At 36.4% G+C, this 23,221-nt stretch carries 21 protein-coding genes; 3 read left to right on the forward strand and 18 right to left on the reverse strand.

The features are described 5' to 3' along the window. Positions 1-11 precede the first annotated feature (11 nt). The 10 genes from AACP56_RS00005 to AACP56_RS00050 all read right to left on the reverse strand — a co-directional run bounded on the left by AACP56_RS00005 (position 12) and on the right by AACP56_RS00050 (position 8,342). Positions 12-536, reverse strand: coding sequence for a DinB family protein (locus tag AACP56_RS00005; protein ID WP_339334795.1), 525 nt, complete (start codon positions 534-536; stop codon positions 12-14). Between the two features lie 167 nt (positions 537-703). Further along, a complete protein-coding gene (locus AACP56_RS00010) occupies positions 704-1,081 on the reverse strand; it encodes a DUF4242 domain-containing protein (protein WP_339334793.1) in 378 nt (125 codons plus the stop codon). Between the two features lie 118 nt (positions 1,082-1,199). Continuing rightward, a complete protein-coding gene (locus tag AACP56_RS00015; protein ID WP_339334790.1) occupies positions 1,200-2,063 on the reverse strand; it encodes a helix-turn-helix transcriptional regulator in 864 nt (287 codons plus the stop codon). A gap of 190 nt (positions 2,064-2,253) precedes the next feature. Beyond that, on the reverse strand, positions 2,254-3,258 hold the full coding sequence (locus tag AACP56_RS00020; protein ID WP_339334788.1) for a pirin family protein: 1,005 nt from the start codon (positions 3,256-3,258) through the stop codon (positions 2,254-2,256). A gap of 37 nt (positions 3,259-3,295) precedes the next feature. Further along, positions 3,296-4,204 carry a VOC family protein gene (locus AACP56_RS00025; RefSeq protein WP_339334786.1) on the reverse strand — a complete coding sequence of 303 codons (909 nt, stop codon included), beginning with the start codon at positions 4,202-4,204 and terminating at the stop codon, positions 3,296-3,298. After that, positions 4,185-4,352 (reverse strand): Lacal_2735 family protein, encoded by a 168-nt coding sequence (locus tag AACP56_RS00030; RefSeq protein ID WP_339334784.1) that lies wholly within the window; start codon positions 4,350-4,352, stop codon positions 4,185-4,187. The genes AACP56_RS00025 and AACP56_RS00030 overlap by 20 nt, the downstream gene beginning before the upstream one ends. Positions 4,353-4,366: 14 nt before the next feature. After that, entirely contained in the window at positions 4,367-5,791 is a 1,425-nt protein-coding gene (locus tag AACP56_RS00035; RefSeq protein WP_339334782.1) for an amidohydrolase, read from the reverse strand. A 55-nt stretch (positions 5,792-5,846) separates the two neighbouring features. Further along, the gene (locus AACP56_RS00040; protein WP_339334780.1) at positions 5,847-7,151 is read right to left on the reverse strand and encodes a cryptochrome/photolyase family protein; all 1,305 of its coding nucleotides are present in this window, start codon (positions 7,149-7,151) and stop codon (positions 5,847-5,849) included. Beyond that, positions 7,151-7,843, reverse strand: coding sequence for an SDR family NAD(P)-dependent oxidoreductase (locus AACP56_RS00045; RefSeq protein ID WP_339334778.1), 693 nt, complete (start codon positions 7,841-7,843; stop codon positions 7,151-7,153). The genes AACP56_RS00040 and AACP56_RS00045 overlap by 1 nt, the downstream gene beginning before the upstream one ends. A 1-nt stretch (position 7,844) precedes the next feature. Beyond that, a complete protein-coding gene (locus AACP56_RS00050; protein WP_339334776.1) occupies positions 7,845-8,342 on the reverse strand; it encodes an SRPBCC family protein in 498 nt (165 codons plus the stop codon). 215 nt (positions 8,343-8,557) lie between these two features. On the opposite strand from AACP56_RS00050, the gene AACP56_RS00055 reads away from it, so the two are divergent. After that, entirely contained in the window at positions 8,558-9,403 is an 846-nt protein-coding gene (locus AACP56_RS00055) for a DUF2911 domain-containing protein (protein ID WP_339334774.1), read from the forward strand. A gap of 69 nt (positions 9,404-9,472) precedes the next feature. Here the strand turns inward: AACP56_RS00055 and AACP56_RS00060 are convergent, their stop codons facing one another. The 8 genes from AACP56_RS00060 to AACP56_RS00095 all read right to left on the reverse strand — a co-directional run bounded on the left by AACP56_RS00060 (position 9,473) and on the right by AACP56_RS00095 (position 18,300). Then, on the reverse strand, positions 9,473-11,206 hold the full coding sequence (locus AACP56_RS00060) for a sodium:solute symporter (protein ID WP_339334772.1): 1,734 nt from the start codon (positions 11,204-11,206) through the stop codon (positions 9,473-9,475). Between the two features lie 109 nt (positions 11,207-11,315). Continuing rightward, on the reverse strand, positions 11,316-13,853 hold the full coding sequence (locus AACP56_RS00065) for a PIG-L family deacetylase (protein WP_339334770.1): 2,538 nt from the start codon (positions 13,851-13,853) through the stop codon (positions 11,316-11,318). A gap of 76 nt (positions 13,854-13,929) precedes the next feature. Continuing rightward, complete coding sequence (locus tag AACP56_RS00070) at positions 13,930-14,481, reverse strand: mechanosensitive ion channel domain-containing protein (RefSeq protein ID WP_339334768.1); 552 nt, start codon at positions 14,479-14,481, stop codon at positions 13,930-13,932. Beyond that, positions 14,478-15,431 (reverse strand): septum formation inhibitor Maf, encoded by a 954-nt coding sequence (locus tag AACP56_RS00075; protein WP_339334766.1) that lies wholly within the window; start codon positions 15,429-15,431, stop codon positions 14,478-14,480. Before AACP56_RS00075 ends, AACP56_RS00070 begins: the two co-directional genes overlap by 4 nt. A 101-nt stretch (positions 15,432-15,532) precedes the next feature. Next, positions 15,533-16,354, reverse strand: a complete 822-nt coding sequence (locus tag AACP56_RS00080; RefSeq protein ID WP_339334764.1) for a DUF4349 domain-containing protein — start codon at positions 16,352-16,354, stop codon at positions 15,533-15,535. A gap of 87 nt (positions 16,355-16,441) precedes the next feature. Beyond that, positions 16,442-17,035: a Maf family nucleotide pyrophosphatase gene (locus AACP56_RS00085; protein ID WP_339334762.1), complete on the reverse strand. Its 594-nt coding sequence runs from the start codon at positions 17,033-17,035 to the stop codon at positions 16,442-16,444. After that, complete coding sequence (locus AACP56_RS00090) at positions 17,028-17,555, reverse strand: KdsC family phosphatase (protein ID WP_339334760.1); 528 nt, start codon at positions 17,553-17,555, stop codon at positions 17,028-17,030. The genes AACP56_RS00085 and AACP56_RS00090 overlap by 8 nt, the downstream gene beginning before the upstream one ends. Position 17,556: 1 nt before the next feature. Then, positions 17,557-18,300, reverse strand: a complete 744-nt coding sequence (locus tag AACP56_RS00095) for a Rossmann-like and DUF2520 domain-containing protein (protein ID WP_339334758.1) — start codon at positions 18,298-18,300, stop codon at positions 17,557-17,559. 131 nt (positions 18,301-18,431) lie between these two features. On the opposite strand from AACP56_RS00095, the gene ccsA reads away from it, so the two are divergent. Further along, positions 18,432-21,614 (forward strand): cytochrome c biogenesis protein, encoded by a 3,183-nt coding sequence (gene ccsA / locus AACP56_RS00100; RefSeq protein ID WP_339335482.1) that lies wholly within the window; start codon positions 18,432-18,434, stop codon positions 21,612-21,614. 171 nt (positions 21,615-21,785) lie between these two features. Then, positions 21,786-23,192 carry an MATE family efflux transporter gene (locus AACP56_RS00105; protein ID WP_339334756.1) on the forward strand — a complete coding sequence of 469 codons (1,407 nt, stop codon included), beginning with the start codon at positions 21,786-21,788 and terminating at the stop codon, positions 23,190-23,192. The last annotated feature ends 29 nt before the right edge of the window (positions 23,193-23,221 follow it).

Below are 23,221 nucleotides of genomic sequence, written 5' to 3' on the forward strand. Positions count from 1 at the left end.
AGCAAGTATTTTTATTTTTTCAATATCCCTAAATATGCTTTCCATGGTCCTACATTTGATTCATATTGTTTAGACATGACTCTTGAAATTTGTGAGATGTGACCTAAATCGTGTACAACCCAAGTTGAAAGTAATTGTTCAAGTGTTACTTCTCCAAACTCAGGATGAATTCCTTTAAGTTTAAGGTCTTTCTCAGTAATATTTAGAGACTTAAGTTCTTTAAGATTACTTTTTCTTAAACCTTTAAATTCAGTAATTAATTTAGAGATTGGTTTATTTTGATTTTCTTTTAACTGAGCGAATCTATCAAAAGGTTCAAACATTTTATTCTCGGATTGGTCTAAAATTTTTTTCGCACGAATTATCCAATCTGTTTTTTCTCCAAATATTAAGTGTCCAATAACGTCATAAGGGCTCCAAGTATTTTTTCCCTCATTGTTTTTCAACCAATTGTTTGATAATCCGCTCAAATAAGATTCCAAAATTTTCGGTGTCTTTTCTAAAATTTCAATTGAATTTTTCAAGTCGAATTTCATCTAGGCGTATTGTTTTCAGATATGTGCTTCAACGGTCTCGTATAAAAGCAGTAGCGAACAATTCACTTAACGCTTTAAAACGCAATATACCTAAATAAACAAGTAACGGTTCGGGAATACCCCAAACCGTTATTGCTTTTATACATTGTTGGCAATAGTTGTTTAACCTACTGTTTTGCTGTTACTGGACTAATTACAGTAGCAACTTCATTTATTGAATTCGCGGGAAAATTTCCTTTTTTTGAGTGCTCTTCAATAAGCTGTTTGTTTTTTGCATCATAAACACAGTAAACTTTGTCCCCTGTAACATAACTGTGTTTCCATTCAATTGTGGGGCCCATCTCTTCTAAAACTGAACAAGACACTTGTGAAATTCCTTTAAGTTGCTCGGCAGTTAAGTCTCCCGCTCCTGGAATTATACGTTCAATGACATAAGTTTTCATAGTGCCCTTGTTATTGGTCGTAGTTTGGTTTTCCATTTGTTGTGCTTGTAGAGCACTAAAGGTGAATAAGAGTAATACGCTTAATGATAGTAAAGGTTTCATAGTTATAAATTTTAATGACTAATTAATACATCACAAATCTAGAAGAGGAAGTCTTACATCGTTTTTCTTAAAAAGTCAATCCTTTTACTTTGGAGTTCAAATACGAATATTACGTGGTTTAATTATTCTCACGATATTCAGTTGGTGATAATTTGAATTTCTCTTTAAAGATTCTGCTAAAATGGGATATGTTTTTAAAACCACATTCAAATGTAATTTCACTTATGGTTTTTGGAGAAGTTCTAACAAGTCTTTTGGCACGTTCTAAACGCCTTTCAAGAACCCATTTTCCAGGGGTAGTACCGTAAAATTCCTCAAATTCCCTTTTAAAGGAAGAAAGGCTTTTATTAGCCAATTGTGCATAGTCCGATAATTTCAAATTGTACATATAATTTGCTTCCATTATCTCCCATATAGGGGTTTTATATCCGTTTGCTAAACCATTAACATATGAAAGAAGCAAACGGTTTTCGGGATTTATGAATACGTTGTACAGCAGTTCTTTTAATTTAATGATTAAAATCTCTTCAGGTAAGGAAACCGATTGATTGAAATATGGTATAAGACTCAAATAACAGCTCCTAATGCGATCATTGATATCCATCGGAATTACCATTTCATTGGGTGGAGGTGGGATATCTTTTAGTGGTAAATGCGGTCTGAACTCATTAAAAATCTTTTTTAAGAACTCATCCTTGAGGTAAAAGGCCATAAGTTCCCAACCCTTGATAGTATCATCCATTTCTTGTAAAAAAGCGGCCCTTCTCAAGAGAAAACCGGATTTTTGATTGACTGTATAAGTATGGTCTCCTTGATGCAGTATTCTCCTGCCAGATATAGAAAATGTAAGTTGATTGTATGGAGAATGTAACTTGAGGATCTTTTCTTTCTGAGGGCAATGGTAATATAAAAACAAGATGTCCTTTATGGAAAACTGTTTAAAAATATCCGGATTGGATGTATGGACATCATATGTATTCATTATATCGAATTTTAGTGCGTCATGGATTGCTCAAGTTAGGCTTAATTATTGCCAACTTGTTAATATATTAAAGCGCTCCTTTTTTTATTAATATCCCTTCAAAAATAGCTGTATATAAACACTTTTTAGTGCAATTGCTTATATACAACCTTTGGGTTGGCTATATGTACTTTTTAACATAATCGAAAAGCTACTTTTTTTCAACCAACTTTCCGTCAGGGTATTTGGCAAAACGGCCCTTTTCTTTTTCATGAACGTTGTCAGGGTAGGGCCAAGGCCAGCCACCAAATTGTGTGGTACGGTATTCATCCATTGCTTTTTGTATCTCGGCATCTGTATTCATCACAAAAGGCCCGTATTTGGCTACGGGCTCTCCAATGGGCTTTCCCTGTAATACCAAAAAGTGTCCTTGTTTTTTGCCTATTTGTATGGTGGTCTCATGCGAGGCATCTAAAATCACTCCAAAATTTGGAGTTACTTTTTTACCTTCAATAACCACTTCATCACCTTCATAAAAATAAAGGGTTCTAGAAACTTCTGTAGTTGTTTTGGGTAAGGTGAATTCTGTCTCCGCATCTACATGAATATTCCATACCGCAACTTCATTCTCGTTTTTTGCCGCCCAAGAATTTGGTGCAGGGTCATTGGCTTGGTTTCCTTTGTAATTTCCTGCAATTACTTTTATCGTTGCGTTAGTCTCTTTAATGACAGGAATATCCTCATGCCACAGCATTTTAAAATGTGGGTCCACAAATTTGTCGGCCTTTGGTAGATTCAGCCAAATTTGAAACAATTCCAATGGGTTTTCTTTGTCATCATTTAACAAAGGAAACATTTCAGAATGTTGTACGCCACGCCCAGCGGTCATCCATTGTACATCACCATCCCCAAAACGCCCAGCTGCTCCCAAAGAATCGGAATGGTCACAATAGCCTTTGTTCACTATGGTTATGGTTTCAAAACCACGGTGCGGATGATAGGGAAAACCAGGGATAGTTGAACCATGGTACATACGCCAGCCATCCTTTATGGTAAAATCGTTACCAATATTTCTACCTTCCAGTAGTTTTGGGTCCGGACCCATTTCTCCATTACCTTTTGGATAGTGGTCCAAATGATATACGCAAAATAAAAATGGGTCTTGCGTTTGCCATGGGAAGCCTAAGGGGAATGTTTGTATTACAGAATTGCTCATACTAATTTAGATGTCTGATGTCTGATGTCTGATTTTACTAATGTTTTGCGGTATTTACTTCTACCCAATAGCCATCGGGGTCCTGTAAATAGATTTGTTTTACGCCGTCACTCCTATCCGTAACGGAACCCTTTTCACCTGGCCAATTGTAAAAATCAGTATAGTTGGTCACTAAATGCGTTATAAAACCCTCTAAATCTTGAGTAGACAAGCATAAATGGATGCTCTTGTCCTTTTTAAATTCGATTACATCTTTTTTAATGAGATGTAATTGTGAATTTCCCCTAACCTGAAACCAGCGGAAACCTTGAGCTTTATCTGGATGGGGAATTTCTTTTAATTGTAAAATATCGCGATAGAAGTCGCCAGTTTCCCTCAACTTGGTAACCACTATGGATTGGTGGTCAAAATGAAAATCAAACCCCGATTTTTCTTCAGCTTTAAAAACTGTTTCTAAATAGATTTGTTGGAATTTTCCATCTTTATAAGTTCCTACCTTAAAATTATAGGTATTATCATCAACGTATTCCCAGAGGTCCGAAATAAAAGAGCCATTGTAGAAATAATCATAGCGTATATTTTTTTCCTCTACATGAACAGTTCCTTCAGTAACCCCTCCAAAAACATCAAACTCCCAAAATTTTATGGTGTTAGATTCACTATCAAATTGTCTTATACCATGGTTACGGTTACCAAAAGCTGTTTCTGCTTCATTGGTAAAACCTTTTGTGTATACACGGACAATGCTACCTCCTAGCGCATATTCAAAAGTGATTTCTTGTTTAAATATTGTGCCAACATCCCATTTTTTCTCTGTTTTCCATGTTTTGCCCATTAAAGGTTCAAAACCTGCCAATGGATTGTTTTGGGCAGTTATGGAGAGGTTTAAAAAGAAAATGGGTACTATTAGAAAATAGTTGAAAATATTATTTTGTAAGTTCTTCAATCTGTTTTTGAATTTTATCGGCTTCAGCATATTTAGCATCACTTTCACTCCTGTTGATTTTAGAAAGGTCAAAAGCCTCTTTCATTAGCTTTTGGTACTTTTCTTGTAATTTTTCGACTTCTGTTTTCTTTTTAAATAATCCGAACATAGCAATTTTTAGATTTAATCTTTCCCAATTGGCGGAGGACCATCTATCATAGCCTCATAGACTTCATCTCCTTTACGGGTTTTGTATTCTTCTTTTACTTTTTCGACCAATTTTGGATTTTCAAAAAGGTCGACCATGGTCATACCCATAGCTCTTGTGGCATATAACATTCCTTTATGGCCAATACTCATTCCACCGCAGGCAACCACCGCCCAAGAATGCCAAGGGGTATCTTTTGGTGCTACGGTAACGCTAAGGTTTATATTGGGAACATTCCAGCTTACGTCACCTACATCAGTAGAACCACCACCGGGGTTCTTCTCTGTTTCCCGTAGTGGATTTATCTGGCTGTCCATACCTACTTCTTCTTTGCCTGTTGCTTTTTGTATGGCTTTTCCAAAGGCTATTTCCTCATCTGTGTATGTAATAGGCCCTAACAGTTCTAGGTTTTTCTGCATGATTTCACCTCCAGAACGATTTACCAGTGTTTCGTAAATACCAGATACCAAAGAGATTTTGTAATCTACGTTTGCCATTATTGCCGCACCTTTCGCCATTTTTTTAACTCGCTCATACGTTGGTAACATCACCTTACGTTTTGGATCACGCACACGCACCCAAAGTTTTGCATAATCTGGCACTACATTAACGACTTGACCACCATCTTGAATATGGTAATGTATTCTGGATGTTGGTTTAATGTGTTCGCGGTAATAGTTGATTCCCGTAGTATATATTTCAAGTGCGTCTGATGCACTACGACCATTCCATGGGTCTGCTGAGGCATGGGCGGCCTGACCATAAAATTCAACTATAAAATCTATTAAGGAAAGTCCACTTTGTACATCGGCTTCTATATTGGCACCTGGATGCCAACTGATGTTTACATCCACATCATCCCAAAGACCTGCTTCTACCATCCAAACTTTGGCAAAATACTTTTCTTCGGCTGGAGTTCCCAAAAATTTTACAGTCCCCTTTAGCTTCCCAGCTTCTATGAGTTCTTTTACCGCGATAGCTGAGCCTAAACTTGAAGTGCCGAACATATTGTGTCCACAACCGTGGCCTGGAGCACCATCTTTAAGTGGGTTCTTGGTTGGTTCTGTTTTTTGTGAAAGCCCAGGTAGCGCATCAAACTCTCCCAAGATACTAATCACAGGCTTTCCTGAACCATAAGTGGCGGTAAAGGCTGTGGGGATATCAGCTACACCCCTTGTGACATTGAGTCCGTTCTTTTCTGCATAGTCGGCAAGGATACGGGAAGATTCACTTTCGTTGAAAGCAGTTTCTGCAAGTTCCCAAATGGAATCGCTGATTTTTATCAATTCCGCTTCATGTTTTTCAACTGAAGCAATGATAGCCTTCTTGTTGGAACTCATTTTTTGACTAAACCCATTAATAGTAGCAAAAAGAGCAACTAAAAGAATAACTTTTTTCATAATTATAGTGTGTTGGTTACTTTAAAATTAGAATCTCTAAAGTAATGAAAAAGTATCAGCCAACCGCTTCTTTATAGACCCGCAAACATCTTTCCCTTGCCATTTTATGGTCTACCATTTTTTGTGGGTAGGTAAGCTCTTGAAGTTCAGGGACCCACTTGTTAATGTATTCTTTTTGTTTGTCAAACTTATCTACTTGGGTCATTGGATTAAAAATTCTAAAGTAGGGGGCAGCATCCACACCACTGCCAGCGGCCCATTGCCAATTTCCAACATTGGCACTCATATCATAGTCCAATAGCTTTTCGGCAAAATAAGTTTCTCCCCAACGCCAGTCTATCAATAAATGCTTACACAAGAAACTTGCAACCAACATGCGAACCCGGTTGTGCATATATCCAGTGGTATTGAGTTCCCGCATACCAGCATCTACCAATGCATAACCAGTCTGACCATTCTTCCATTTTTCAAACTCCGCTTCATTGTTCCGCCATTCAATACGGTCATATTTTGGTCTAAATGCCTTTTCCTGAGTGTGGGGGAAATGCCAAAGTATTTGCATAAAAAACTCTCGCCATATCAGTTCACTCCAAAAGACCTCATTTTCCTCTGCGATGGCTTTTTTCATCATTTTACGAATTGATACTATTCCAAATCTTAGGTGGGGGCCTAATCGTGAGGTACCATTTTTAATAGCGGGGAAATTTCTGGTATCCTCATAGTTCTGAACCAAATCTTTGGTAACTACATAATCTGGTATAACTATGGGTGATTTCTCAAAGCCTATTTCTTCCAATGAACAATTTGGTAAGCGCTTATTTTTTATGAAATTGGAAAGTTCTGGTTCGTATTCCACTAAATCTACAGACGGATTAAAATTTTCTTTCCATTTGTTTTTGTATGGAGTATAAACCACATATGGGTCCCCATCATCTTTAACCACCTCATTTTTTTCAAAAACGACCTGATCTTTAAAGGTTTTGAATTCAATTCCTTTTTCGGTTAAAAATTCAGAAACTTGTTCATCACGTTTTTTTGCATATGGCTCATAGTCGTGATTGGTAAAAACCGTATGGATGGTATGCTCAGAGCTTAGTTTTTTAAAGACTTCTATGGGCTTTCCATGATAAACGGCTAAAGAGCTCTCAGCATCATCTTGCAGTTCTTTTCTAATTTTTTGTAACTGCTCATGGATAAAGCTTACCCTTGCATCATCCTTGGGAAGTTTATCAAGAATCTCCGCATCGAAAATAAAGATGGGCAGAACAGGTTGAGCGCTTTTTAGAGCGTTATATAGACCTACATTATCTTCGAGTCTAAGATCTCTTCTAAACCAAAATATGGAAACCTTTTCACTCATTAATTAATGTTCAATGTGGATATTCCTCCATCTATACCAATGCTTTGGCCCGTGACCCAAGAACTTTCCTCTTTTAGCAAAAAACAGGCAAGGTTAGCAATATCCCTAGCCTCTCCAACGCGCTTTAAAGGATGTCGCTGATTCATTAACTCCCTTTTCTTGTCATTGTTCAATAGGCGCTTTGCTAAGGGAGTATCTACTAGCGAGGGTGCAATGGTATTCACCCGTACTTTGGGAGCATATTCTGCTGCCAATGATTTGGAAAAACCTTCTATAGCTCCTTTGGCTGCCGCTACACTTGTATGAAAGGGCATTCCTGTAGCTACTGCTACGGTGCTAAAGAATACCATACTGGAACCTTCCGCCATTTTGGGCATAATGGATTTGACCACATTTACCATGGAGAAGAAATTTAACTCCATATCCTCCTTAAAAGTGTCAATGGACAGCATTTTAAACGGCTTTAAATTAATAGTGCCTGGGCAATAAACAAAACCATGAAGTTCACTTGGAAGTTCTGATTCGTCAAGCGTATCGCTTGTAGCATCAAAAGAAATATAATTAACATCTAGGTTTCCCAATTCGTCATTGGTTCTCGATGCAACATATATTGTAAACTGGTCTTGTAAAGCTCTAGCAATTTCAAAGCCTATTCCGTGAGAACCTCCTACCAATAGTATATTTTTGGTCATATTAGATTGATTTTAATTCTAGGTGATTTTTGTGACCTTCAAGTTTACCAAATAATTCATTGAGCTTAGCTTCGCGATAGTTAAAAATTTGCTGTAATTGTTTTTTTACCACCAAAGGCTGCGCTATTCGCCCTAAAATCCCAAAAGGGATTTTATAGTCTATAATATCTTCCATTTCTACACCGCCATCAATTTCTTTTATGAAATGTTTGTGATGCCATAAAGCATAAGGACCAAATCTTTGTTCATCAACAAAATACTCACCTTCCCTTACATGGGTTATCTCAGTAACCCATTTTGTGGAATAGCCTGGAAATGGCTTTACGATATATTGAATAATCTGTCCTTGGAACATTGGTCTATCTGCTCCAGAAAGGATGTTAAAACCCATATGGTCAGGTGTAATAACCTTTAGATTTTTTGGGTCAGATAGGAAATCCCATGCTTCCTTTTTTGATATTGGAAAAGCTTGTTTGGCTCTTAGTTGATATAATTTCATGAAAGATTTTTTACAAAGATAAATGTTAAAATGTTTAATTTAAAGTAATATAAGTTAAACAAAACTGAAAATGACTACTGTAAACCTTATCGCCTCATTTTCAGTGTATCAGACATCCAGTTGTAACCATTAACTTATTTAAGTATTTGTTAACATATGCAGCTTTTCATTATAAGTAGCTTTGTTACCTAATCAGATCTAAAACACTTATTATCATGAAAAAATTAGTATTATTTTCTTTTGTAGCGCTTTTGTCCTCTACGCTCAGTGCCCAAATAGAAACCCCACAACCTAGTCCTTCTGCAAAAATTTGGCAAACCGTTGGATTAACCGAAGTAACTGTGGATTATTCTAGACCATCTATGCGAGGTAGAACCATTTTTGGAGATTTAGTTCCTTTTAATAAGCTATGGAGAACGGGAGCAAATGCCTATACTAAAATTAGTTTTGACAAAGATGTTACCATTGGAGATAGCGATGTGAAAGCTGGAACCTATTCAATCTTCACAAAACCTGGAGAAGCTAATTGGGAAGTTTTCTTTTACACAGATACCCAAGGTGGTGGAACGCCAAGAAATTGGGATGATTCTAAAGTAGTGGCTAAAGCTACTGTTCCCGTTTATAAAATGGAAATGCCTGTGGAAACATTTACCATTACAATTGATGATGTTACCGGTAACGGAGCTAATCTAGGTTTTATCTGGGAAAAGACTTATGTTGGAGTTCCTTTTGGTGTTGGTACTGACAAAGAGGTAGTTGCAACTATTGAAAGAGTGATGTCTGGACCATCTGCCGGTGATTACTATGCTTCAGCTGTATATTACGCGAATGAAGGTAAGGATATCAACAAGGCCAAAGAATGGATGGACAAGGCAATGTCTATGGTTGAAAAACCAGCTTTCTGGCAACTAAGACAACAATCTTTAATCTTGGCTAAGTCTGGGGATAAAAAAGGCGCAATCGCTACTGCTAAAAAATCACTTGAAGGTGCTAAAGCTGCTGGTAATGACGATTATGTTAAAATGAATACAGATTCTCTTAAAGAATGGGGAGCCCTGTAAAACGTTAAATAATAATAGTTTTAAACCCGATGGAAACATCGGGTTTTTTGTTGGATACAAATTATAAAGTTAAGCTTCTACAGTCTCTTTCCTTAAGGTTCGGTCAAACCCTTCAATAAGCATTGCTATTGCTACAACAAGACCACAACCAATAGCATTCAACCAGAGATAGCCTAATTTTTCTTGACCACTTTCATAAGGGAAGATAAGTACAAAGAACAAGATAAAGACAATGACTTGTGTGATGATGGCCCCAATAAAAACAGCATTCCCCTTTACAAACTTCACAAAGAAGGCAAGTAAAAATACGCCTAGGACATTACCATAAAAAATGGAACCGATAATATTTACCAGCTGAATTAAATTATCAAAAAGATAAGCTGTACACGCAATTATTATTGCTATAATGCCCCAAACTAACGTAAATACTTTAGTTACATTCACATAATATTTTTGGGAAAAACCTTCTTTGCTATTTCGTTTGAATAAATCAAGTGCAGTAATGGTCCCTAAAGCGTTTAATTCTGAAGCAGTTGAAGACATTGCTGCTGAAAGGATTACGGCCAAAAGCAAACCAACAAGACCCATAGGGAGGTTGTTTAGGATAAAGTGAATAAAAACATAGTCTTTATCATTTGTTTCAATCGCAGAGTCTGATTTACTGATGATGTCTTTCGCGGTATTGCGTATGGCAAGTTCAGTTTTGTTTACTGCAACTACATCAATTTTCGCTTGTTCTATGGCATTAAAATCCTTTAGCTTCAATGCTGACGAAAATTCGCTTTGCGCCATTTTTTTCTCTAATTGCAATTCTTCGTGGCCAGCTTGTAATGCCTTATAGTCATCTGCATAATCAGAATTTAAAACGGCTTCGGTAGCGGCGGGATTAAAATTTAATGGTGAAGGGTTGTATTGGTAAAATATGAATACCATGACCCCAACCAAAAGGATAAAGAACTGCATAGGTATTTTTAGTATACCGTTGAAAATTAGCCCTAGTTGACTTTCCCTTATGGACTTACCGGAAAGATAACGTTGTACCTGGCTTTGGTCCGTTCCAAAATAGGAAAGCATTAAAAAGAATCCACCTGTAATACCACTCCAAAAAGTATATCTGTTCTTCGTATCAAATTCAAAATTTAGGATGTCAAGTTTTCCATTTGCGCCCGCCAGCTTAAGGGTTTCACTAAAAGAAATATCAGATGGTAGACTTCCTAAAATAAAAAAGAAAACAAAGAACATTCCCGTCATAATTACAAACATCTGCTGTTTGTGGGTCACACTTACCGCCTTTGTTCCTCCGGATACGGTGTAGATGATTACTAAAAGCCCAATAATAATGTTCAAGGTCCGTAAATCCCAACCTAAAACAGCAGACAATATGATTGAAGGGGCATAAATGGTGATACCGGCAGCGAGTCCTCGTTGAATTAAAAAAAGAATGGCAGTGAGCGTCCTAGTTTTTAAATCGAATCGTTTCTCTAACAGTTCATAGGCAGTGTATACCTTTAATTTATGGTATATTGGTATGAATACCAGACATATAACAATCATCGCAATTGGAAGTCCAAAATAAAATTGGACAAAACCCATTCCATCATGGAAGGCTTGTCCGGGAGTGGAAAGAAAAGTAATTGCACTGGCCTGTGTAGCCATAACAGATAACCCAATAGTCCACCATTTGGTATCTTTTCCGCCCTTTACATAGTCTTCAACATTTTTACTTCCTTTGGTCTTCCATACTCCATAAACAACTATGGATAGCAATGTAAGTACGAGAATGACCCAGTCTAAAGTTGCCATAGACTATATGTTTACTTTCATTAAAAAATGAAATAGCAGAATATAAAGTGTATTTAAGATAAGGACCAATGAGTATTCCTTTTTCCAAATAAAACTATTAGGCTCTTCACTATTTTCCTTTGGCTCCATTTACTGCTTTTAGGTTTTCTTTTCCTATTGATAACATATTGGCAAATAGTTTATAGGCGCCTGGTACTCCAGCAGGTAATTCTCTAAAAAAACTTAGTCCTGTATAGATGTAATGGCCTTTTCCGTATTGTGCTACCAAAAGACTTCCTGTTTTCTTATTTTCTCCTTTATCATTCATGGACAAGATAGGGGTAAATTCCTTACTCCATTCATTTGGGAAGTATAATCCACGTTCTTGTACCCAACCTCCAAAATCTTTTTCTGTGATGGTATTGGGAAAATTAATTAAAGAATGGTTCTTTGCAAGAATTTCAACCTTAGCATTTTCATCGGTTACCCTATCCCTAGAAATTGTTATAGGGTAGGGGGCTATGTTTTTGAACTGGTCACGCCAACGCCCAGCAGTATTGTACTGAACAATTAAATTACCTCCATTTTTCACATAATCAAGCAGATAGGCTTGCTTAAATTTAAGTTCTTCGATGACGTTGTAGGCCCTTATCCCAAGAACAACACCATCATATTTGGCTAGTGACCCTTCTTGAATGCTTGGAACATCTATAGTTTCAACAGTATAGCCTATTTGTTGAAGGCTCTCAGGAACATTATCACCCGCGCCCACGATATAGCCAATATTATTTCCACTCTTTTTAATGTCTAAGCGTACTACCTTAGCTTCTGAAGGAAGTAAAATGGATTGTTTTGGAACATGGTCGTAGTTGATTTCAACTAGTTTTTTTGTATAGATTTTTTCATCTATGCTGATGGATGGAGAAATAATACCTTCACTTTCCCCTTCTGGTGGAGTTAAGCTAAAAGTAACACTTTGGATATCGTTTTTCTGCTTAATTGAAAAATCCACCGAAGATGGATTTACGCTCCAACCTTTGGGATGGTTTAAGGAAACTGTACCATTAATATCATTTTTACCCGCCCTAATTTCAACAATGATTTCTTTGGTATTACTATCTGAAAATAATAGAACATCATCCTTAAAACTTGCACTAACTTGTGGAAGTACCATAAATGGCTCATAGATTTCACCCTTATCTGGTTTTGAATAGTGGTGAACAACAGGTTTTTTGAAGTCTATGATTGTGCCACCAAAATCCAATTCAAAATTTGCAATAAATGCTGATGGAGTTTCTGGTTTCCCAATTAAGGAATCATCTTTTACACTATACATACCCAAAGTTCCTTTTTCATTCAACCAATAGGCATTTGAGGTATTGGCATTTTCATTAACCTTAAATTCCAATTCTAAATTTTCCCTTTTGTTTTCCTGTAAATCAATGTTAGGATTTACTACGGCACCAGTTCCTTGAATATCAACTGATTTTAACTTTATCGACGAGTTACTTCTATTTAAAGCTTCAATCCTAACTTTTACATTTTCTCCTGGTACTGCTGAGTAACTATTGGCATTAGCTTCCAGGTAGATTCCCGCACAGGCTAGAATTATTTCTTCTAAGTGTTTAGATTTTAAGTTTCTCCAGTGCTCATCTTCTATTTTTTGAAGTCTTGCATATGCTTCAACCAAATTTGGAATATGTACAGACGGATTTTTAAAATTGAAATTATTTTCTACTTCATACAGGATTTCACCAACTGCTTTGCCACCTGAAACCCTGGACCATGTTGTGTTGATTCCATCAAATAAATCATTCTTATTTTTTGCTATATCCCCCTTTAGATATTCTACATACTCTTCTTGGGTCCCTCGGCTCGATATACGACCGAAACCTTGGCATAAATGTTGGCTACTTGCCAAAGCCGCAATCTCATTGTTAGAGATACCAAGATTAGGGTAATACACACCAACATCTAGCTTGGACATGTTTGATTTATCTGCTTTTTCAAAATTTTCCCGACTCCCATAAAACCACCAGTTAGTATTAAAATACAGACGTTTTGGTTGCCATAATTTTGTACTGGTCAATTGTTCAGGATATGCATTGGGATTGTTTATCATATCAAAAGCCTCAAAACTTAACATTGCAGATGAAGTATGGTGTCCATGGCTGCTTCCTGGAGTTCTGTGGTCAAATCGGTTTATAATAATATCTGGTTTCAAGGTTCTAATTGCCCAAACCACATCTCCGAGTACTTTTTCCTTATTCCAAATCTGTAAGGTTTCATCCGGGTGTTTGGAATACCCAAAATCATTGGCTCTTGAGAATCTTTGTTCACCACCATCAACTCTTCTCGCCGCAAGTAATTCTTGCGTTCTTAGGACTCCAAGCAGTTCTCTAAGTTCTGCACCAATTAAATTCTGCCCACCATCACCTCTTGTCAATGATAAATAAGTGGTTCTTGCTTTTACATGATTAGCCAGGTAAGAAATTAAACGGGTATTTTCATCATCCGGATGGGCAGCTACATATAATGCAGCACCCAAAAAATTAAGTTTTTCAATTTCATGGTGAATAGCTGCTGAGGATAGCTTTTTAGGAGACTGGCCTTTAATATTAAAACATAATAATAGGCAGGCAATTACAAAAGCCTTTGGAAAATGCATAATTGGTTATTTAGTTAACACCAAATATAGAAAGATTAGCTGCCTAGAACTTTAGATTTAGAACTTCTTTAACAGGCTAAAAATGTTGCTCCAAGTCTTCACCAGTGGCAACTTCTTTTTGAATAAGTACTACGCCTTTTTGTAGCAACAGATTATTGGGATAAGTTAATAACTCCCCATTATCTTTTTTTAGATTTACCGTAAAAGCTTGAATATCAATAATAATAGCCTCTTCGGGGAAATCTTTGTCAAGTATTCTAATTCGGTCTCCAATCTTGAACGGAAAATAAAAGAATAAAATAATACCAGCAGTAACATTGCTCAAGATAGACCATGTTGCGAACAGTGCAACGCCGATGACTGCAAAGACTGAAGAAACAATAAGGCCTAGTTCCTTAAAGTTAACCTTCCAAATAAATAATAACGAAATCAAAAGGAGAATAAATAGGGCAAATGTGATATATCTACCTACCAAAACTGTGCGTACCTGGTTAATATCACTGATTCTACCAACACGGCGAATAGTTTTTACAGCTAAAAACCGTAAAATGAGAAAAACCGCAAACCCTATTAACGTACCAATTAATTCACTTTGGTAGTCATTTATAAAATCTTGAAGTGCTATCATAGACCAAGGCTATCTCTGAGCCCAAGATATTTATTTGAATTTTGCCTCCAGTATGGTGTTTTAAGACTTTTCAATTTGGTTCCAGAAGAGGTCAATAATTTGGCATTTGGACCATAACCACTTTTAAACTCTTCTTTCCAGCTTTCTACGGTATGTGGAAAATCCGTAGTGAAATTAATCACCAATTTTCTAACATCTGAACCATAATCAATGGTATAAGAAGTGATACCATCGTTTATTTGTATACTAGCCTCTGCTGGTAAAGCCCCGATATCCTGATGTTTTGTTCTGAAAAATTCAAGTGATGGAACGATATTGATTTTTCCAGTTGGCAAACCACTTGGATTTATTCTGATTTTGTTCCAGATTTCATTTTCTAGAATTGCCTTATCCAATTTAAGATTTTGGTCTGCCTCACCTTCAAAATAGGAATGTGAAGTAAATTCAAATTGTTCCCTATTGTTCAATTGTGAATATACGTGTCCACACCATTCTTGCACAGACAGACTTGTCTTAATGGCGTGTTGATTGTCAGAAACAGGATAAAAAGTGCTGCTCATAATAGAGTAGGGGTAAATACCAGTTAAATATTTCTTTGTGGCATTCAATTTTAAAACAGGAACATTTGTAGCATTACTTCTGTCTGCTTTCACCTGTACCTCTGGTAAAAAAGGTTCTGTAACGTAAATAAGTACGGAGGTACCTTCCCTTACTTCACCATATCTGGCTTGCTCTAATTTATAAGAGGTTATCTCTGCTTCTCCAGCATACCAGTATTTTTTAAATTCTTCTGTTAGGGGTTTTACTGGAGCTTTTTCTTCTATGACTTCTTCTGAGTTGAAAGCTAACTCATTGGAATTAGAAGTATTTTTTTCTTTACAGCTTTCAAAAAGAGAGACTGTAGTTACAAATAGTACTATTGCAAGTTCAAATCGTATCCACTTTTTCATACTAAGGATGGTTTTTATCAAAATTAACTAAGAATCCTTAGTCAACCATGTCCATTAACGTTTTGTAAACTAATTGAAATAGGAGTAGTTTAAATCAAAACTTATCTTTTTCGATTTAACTTGGATATTATCCATTTCCAGCGCCAAATTAACAGTGCGGCAATCAATATAAAAGGCCAGATATTGATAAAGACCAAGATTAGAGTCTTAACAATGTTCCAACCATTTTTTAAAGCCTGCAATGACTTACTGCCGAATGATTTTTCGTAAGCTTCAGGTTCTTCACTGAAAGTTACTTTTTCGTACAATCGTAACGTAAGGGTGCTATATTTTACTTGGTCTTGTAAATATCGTAATTGGCCTTCTTTCGCTTCAATTTCCTCAGTTATTTTTCTAATCGCTTCTTCTGCTTCGAGTACTTCGGATATTTTACCAGTTTTGTTTTTTAATATATCAATATAGCGCTGTCGCACCTCTTTTTTGGTTTTTAACCTACTTTCAACATCAATAAATTTTTCGGTAACGTCATTTGAGGATATGGTTACATTTTTCACATAGGTTGCTTCGGATTTAATGGTTTCAATTAATTGTGTAAAGTTCTTGCTTTCAACCCTTAACGTGATTCTATTTGAAATTTCATAATTAGAATTGTTCAGTTCCATCCCAGATACAAAAGCACCATATTGAGCACAAATTTCATTGACTTTTCTAGTGGTTTCATCTACATTATCTACTTTAATTTCAAGGTTTCCCTTCCAAATCATTTTTCGGTTGGCTGTATCATCGATTTCAGTTGGCGTTGCGCTTTCAACTTTGGAAACCGTTTCATAATCCGCAGTGGTAGATTCATTTACGGAAGCACTATTGCCACCACTGCACATAGCTGCCAATAAGGTTAAAAATGAGAAAAACAGAACTTTCATTTCTTAAATTTTGCAAATGAAGGTAATAGGATTACAAACAAGAAACCTTTCTAATTAACAAAATAAAAAGAATACTTTATGATATTTTTAAAGATTGGACAAGGTTTTGTAAACCAAATGTGTAGGTAGTCCAACCACATTATTGTAGGACCCTTGTATTTCTTCTATCCCAATGGTACCCAACCATTCTTGAATTCCATAGGCACCCGCTTTATCATAGGGTTTAAAAGTTTCTATGTAGTAATTTATTTCGTTAGAAGTTAACTCGGATAGCTTAACCTTGGTATTTGCGCTTACTATCTTTTGACTTGTGGTAGTAGTAAAGCATACAGCTGTTATAACGTCATGCCATTGGCCAGATAATTTTTTAAGCATTTTTACGGCCTCACTTTTGTCATTAGCTTTTGCTAGAGACTCATTATCAGACCATACCACAGTATCAGAAGTAATCAAAATCTCGTTAGGCACAAGTTCATCTTTAAAAACAGATGCTTTTAATTCCGCTAAATACATAGCAATTTCCTTCGCTTTAAGTTCTTTTGGATATACTTCTTCTACTGGTTTAATTCTAACCTCAAAATGAACCCCCAAGTCTTCAAAGAATTTTTTTCTTCGTGGAGACCCCGATGCTAAGATTAATTTGTGGTTCTGTAGTTTTTCTACGAGTGGGTTTTTAGTCATTTGCCGCACTAAAATTTGAGTTCCAATCCCCTCTAACCTTTAATACTTGCTCGATAATATCACGCACACAGCCTTCTCCACCATTTTTATGCGATACATAATCACAAATAGATTTTACCTCTGCTATGGCATTTTGCGGGCATGTAGCCAATTGGACCATTTTCATTGGAGGTATATCCGGTATATCATCACCCATATACACCACATTTTCTGCCTTTATATTATAAATGTCCATATATTCATCAAGCTGGTCTTGCTTGTGGTGGGCACCAAGATAAATATCTGTAACTCCAAGTGCTTTGAATCTATTTCTTACCCCTTCATTTGTTCCTCCAGAAATAATACAAACATTATATCCTTTTTGCAGTGCAGTTTTTAGGGCATAACCATCCTTTACGTTCATTTTACGGAGCATTTCCCCTTTTGAAGTTATGAGTAAAGTGCCATCTGTAAAAACACCGTCTACATCAAAAATAAAGGTGGTTATTTGGTTGAGGTATTCTTTATAATTCTTTTTCATATCAGGATTTGATTGATTCGCTTAGTAGTTGGTATAATTTTTTATGCATTGGATTTGCCAACTCTTGTAAATGGTTTTTCATAGTAAAAACATCATTTCGTTTGGCTGGTCCAGTTTGCGCTTCTCCAGGGCTCAAAAATCGTAATTTATCCGTGGTTTCTTCAATTAAGGACTTTAATAAGTCAAATGGAAGGTTTTCTTCCGCACAAATTTCACTGGCAATACTATACATATGATTTGTAAAATTATTGGCAAAAACCGCTGCCAAATGAAGTTTTTTTCTTTTCAAGGATGATATCTCATTTATGGAACTCGATATTTTTCCGGCAAGCAATTTTAAAGTTTTTAAATCTTTATCGCTATTGGCTTCAACACAAATTGGTATTTCTGAAAAATCTACTTTCTTATCTTTTGTAAAGGTTTGTAAAGGGTAAAAAACACCTCTGTCTTTGGATTTTATTGCATTCATGGGAACACTGCCAGACGTGTGTACAACCAACCCATTTTTATCTAAAAGTAATTCTGAGACCTTAGCAATAGATGAATCGCTTACTGCGATAATATAGATATCGGCATCTATTATGTGTTTGGTATTGGTAGTAGTATCGCATTTTATACTAAAATGTGAAAGGGCGTTGGAACTACGACCAAAAACTTGTTTTACCTGAATATCTTTTTGGAGTTGAAAAATATCGAATAAATGATGAGCTACGTTGCCTGTTCCTAGGAGTACAATTGAAAACATGCCCAAAAGTACAAATTTAACAGTGCTGATTTATTGAGAAATAATTAACAATTTTGTTGAACTATTTAATGTGGCAAGTTCATTTTCAAAATGTAAAAACGCCGTACTTTTGCATGCCAAAGAAGGATTATATGCTCCAGTTGCTCAAGAAAACTCTTTTTTCCACACGTTTAATGGCAGTTCTTTTCTTGATTTTTGCTGTCGCGATGGCTGTGGGTACATTTTTGGAAAGTTGGTATAGCACTGAAACCGCAAGAATCTATATCTATAATGCCACTTGGTTTGAGGTGATTATGGTGTTTTTTGTAATCAACTTTGTGGGCAACATTTTTAGATACAATTTATTGCAATGGAAAAAGTGGCCCGTCCTAATCCTTCACTTATCTTGGATACTTATCATAATTGGGGCAGGAATCACCAGATATTTAAGTTTTGAGGGAATGATGCCTATCCGGGAAGGCGATGCAGAGAAAGTTTTTTATTCAGATAAAACTTATTTAACTGTTTACATAGATGGGGAAATTGAGGGTGAAACAAGAAGAAAAATATTAGAGGATGATATTCTGGTCACCGCAGAAGGTAAGCGCTCTAGTTTACCTTGGAGGGATGACTTTAATGGGCAACCATTTTCGATTACATTTTCAGATTTTATAGATGGTGCCAAAGAAGGTTTAATTTTAGACGAAACAGGCAATCAATACCTTAAGATTGTTGAAGCTGGGGATGGTCAGCGTCATGAACACTATTTAGAAAGTGGGCAAATTACCAGTATTCACAATGTACTTTTTGCATTAAATAAAGAAACCGATGGTGCTATCAATATCTTTTCTTCAGATAGTACATATACCATAAAATCACCTTTTGATGGTGCATTTATGCGCATGGCAGACCAGTTTAAAGGTGCTGTATCCAAAGATAGTTTGGAAACACTTCAGTTACGTTCACTTTATACAATGGCCGGGATGCAGTTTGTAATACCGGAACCCTTGGTTAAAGGAAAATATGGTATAGTTAAAGTTCCAAAAGAAGAAATTACGGAGCAAACTCAAGATGCACTTGTTATCTCGGTAACATCTAACGGGGAAACCGTTGAAAAGAAGTTGCTAGGTAGTAAAGGACAATCAGAGTTCAGTGATAAATTTTCAGTTGGAGGGTTAGATTTTGCACTACGCTATGGATCTAAAGTTTATGAACTTCCTTTTAGTATAAAGCTTAATGATTTTATTGCAGAGAAGTACCCGGGTACTGAAGCTGGCTATGCTTCTTTTATGAGTAAAGTTACGGTAGAGGATGAAAGACCTTTTGACTATGATATTTTCATGAATAATATTTTGGATCATAAAGGCTATCGTTTCTTTCAAGCCAGTTTTTCCCCAGATGAAAAAGGAACCGTACTTTCAGTAAATCATGACCAATGGGGTACTTGGGTTACCTATATTGGGTACTTTCTGCTGTATATTGGTTTAATGGGAATTATGTTCTTCGGAAAAACTCGCTTCAAAGATTTGACCAAGGCACTTGATAAGGTAAAATCCAAAAAGAATGGGCTTGCAGCAATTTTTATTTTGGCTTTTGCCGGAAATATCTTTGCGCAGAATCATACGGCCGATGATGGGCACGACCATTCCAGTCTTGAACCTACGCAGGCACAAATAGATTCTATTTTACAAACGACCATAGTAGCAAAAGAGCATGCAGAGGCTTTTGGAAAACTAGTGATACAAGATGATGGGGGGCGCATGAAACCCATTAATACCTTTTCTTCAGAGTTGCTACGAAAGCTGAGCCTGAAGGACAAGTTTCAAGAAATGAACTCTGATCAGGTATTTTTATCTATGATGCTTAACCCTCCCGCTTGGTACAATGCGGAATTCATCGCGGTAGATAAGAAAGGAAAGAATGATAGTATTCGGAATGTTTTAGGGATACCAAAAGGGCAAGAGTTCGTAAAAGCAACTGATTTTTTCAATGAAAAGGGTGAATACAAATTAGGAAGGTTTTTAGATGATGCGACCAAGGCACTTGCCCCGAATAAATTTCAACAGGATTTAAAAGATGCTAATATTCGTTTGAGTCTTTTGGATCAAGCTTTAAGCGGAAGAATAGTTAAAATTTTTCCATTGTTGAATGATGAGAACAACAAGTGGATATCTGCGGTAGAATATCGTGGGGGGCAATATCAAGTTTCTGATTCCTTATATGGTAATTTTATTAAAAATGCGATACCGTATTATTTGATGTCACTTCGAAAAGCTTTAAATACTGGTGATTACTCGGAAGCAGATAAGTTATTGGCTGCCTTTAAAAAGAATCAACAAAACCACGGCAGTGAAGTTCTACCTTCGGAAGCAAAAATCAACACAGAAGTGATCTACAACAAATTGGGAATTTTCAATTTGTTATATCGTCTTTATGCGGTTGTCGGTGTGGTACTATTTTTTGTTTTAGTCTTTCAGATTTTTAAAGACCGTGAAATTTGGAAAGCAGCTTCCTATGTTCTCAAAGGAACAATCATCATTTTATTTATGTGGCATACTGCAGGCTTAATTCTTCGTTGGTACATCTCGGGACATGCACCTTGGAGTGATGCCTATGAAAGTATGTTGTTTGTGGCCTGGGCAACTATGGGAATGGGCATGTTGTTCATAAGAAAAAGTATTATGACCTTGTCCGCTGCAGCTTTTGTATGTTCAATGCTGTTATTTTTTGCACATCGAAATTGGGTGGATCCAGCCATTGGTAATTTAGTTCCTGTTTTGGATAGTTACTGGTTAATGATACATACTTCTGTGATTGTTGGCAGTTATGGTCCATTGACCGTAGGTATGATTTTGGGTGTTGTTTGTATGATTCTGATGATTTTGACCACTCAAAAGAATAAAAAACGCATGGAGCTCAATTTGAAAGAACTGACTATAATCAATGAATTAGTTATTACAGTGGGCTTAATAATGTTGACCATTGGTAATTTTCTCGGTGGGCAATGGGCCAACGAGAGTTGGGGTCGTTATTGGGGATGGGATCCAAAAGAAACCTGGGCTTTAATCTCTATCATGATATATGCGTTTGTAATTCATACACGTTTGGTACCCGGCTTAAGAGGAAGATGGACATTTAATTTTTTAAGTGTAATTGCTTACTTCAGTATCATGATGACCTATTTTGGAGTAAACTATTATCTGGTAGGTCTTCATAGTTATGGACAAAGTGGGGCCGCGGCCATTACTCCCGATTATGTTTGGTATATAGTTCTCAGTGCTTTTGTTTTAGGAGGTATCAGCCTTTGGAGATATCGCGTAAATTATGCTAAATAGATTCTGGGGTTTGCACTTTTAAATATTTTTCTCATCTTTGTCACACAATGAAGTCATAGAAATTATGTATACCATAGATGTCATAGCCGAAAGGCGATTTAAGTAACCGAAAAATTCTTCTTCGGTAAGATAGGCATCAATTCTTTTTTTTCTAACATAATTTCATTTACAATGACATCTCAACCATTATCAATAAAAAAAATATTTAATTATTTCATAATTGCCGTAACCGGTAAGGAGACTGAATTTACTACGGGCAGTATACGGAAGGCTATTTTTATGCTTTCCATCCCCATGATTTTAGAAATGCTCATGGAGAGTATTTTTGCACTTGTAGACATTGCTTATGTTTCCCAAGTAAGTGTGAATGCTGTTGCTACCATTGGCCTTACAGAATCTGTTGTTACCCTCGTTTATGCCGTTGCTATAGGGTTAAGTATGGCTGCAACGGCCATTGTAGCAAGAAGAGTAGGGGAAAAAGATATTCAAGGGGCACGTGAAGCTGCTGTACAAGCTATTTTTTTGGGTATTTTAATTTCCATTTTAGTAAGTATTATCGGTTTCATGTTCCATAAAGAAATATTGGCTTTAATGGGAGCTGAACCTGATTTGATTGCTGAAGGTTCTGGTTATACCAAATGGCTTCTCGGTGGAAACATCACAATTGTATTATTATTTCTTATTAATGCCATATTTAGGGGTGCTGGAGATGCTTCTATAGCTATGTGGGCACTTATCTTATCAAATGGACTGAATATTATTCTAGATCCTTTTTTCATTTTTGGATGGGGACCTTTTCCTGAGCTTGGAGTAATGGGAGCAGCAGTAGCAACTAATATCGGGAGAGGAACAGCAGTTTTATTTCAACTTGGAATTTTATTCTTTGGATGGAGTAAGATTAAGCTAGTATTAAAAGATATCGTAGTGAACATAAAGGTGATGTTCAATATGGTAAAAGTTTCTTTGGGTGGTATTGCACAGTTTTTGATTGGAACTTCAAGTTGGGTTTTTTTAATGCGAATTATGTCAGAATTTGGTAGCGAAGTATTGGCTGGTTATACCATTGCCATTCGTATTATACTATTTACCTTAATGCCATCTTGGGGAATGAGTAATGCTGCTGCAACGCTAGTTGGTCAGAATTTAGGGGCAAAACAGCCAGATAGAGCAGAAACGTCTGTTTGGAAAACAGGGAAGTATAATGCAATTTTCATGGGAGTGGTCTCACTTATTTATCTTGTGTTTGCAAGGCAAATTGTAAGTTGGTTTAATACAACACCTGCTGTGATAGAAAATGGAGCACTTTGTTTACAAATAATAGCATTGGGATATATATTTTATGCCTATGGTATGGTAGTAACGCAGGCATTTAATGGGTCTGGGGATACTAGGACACCTACTAGATTAAATCTAATCTGCTTTTGGTTGTTTCAATTGCCAATGGCATATCTTTTGGCTTTAACTTTTGATTTTGGTGCTGTTGGGGTGTTTATAGCCATTACTGCTGCCCAAGTATTCTTGGCCATACTTTCTATGATGTGGTTTAAAAAGGGTAGATGGAAAACCATACAAGTATAGATTTTCAATGCGAAATATGCTAGCTATGC

Origin of the sequence: Croceitalea sp. MTPC6 (assembly GCF_036985525.1) — a bacterium.
Taxonomy (GTDB): domain Bacteria; phylum Bacteroidota; class Bacteroidia; order Flavobacteriales; family Flavobacteriaceae; genus Croceitalea.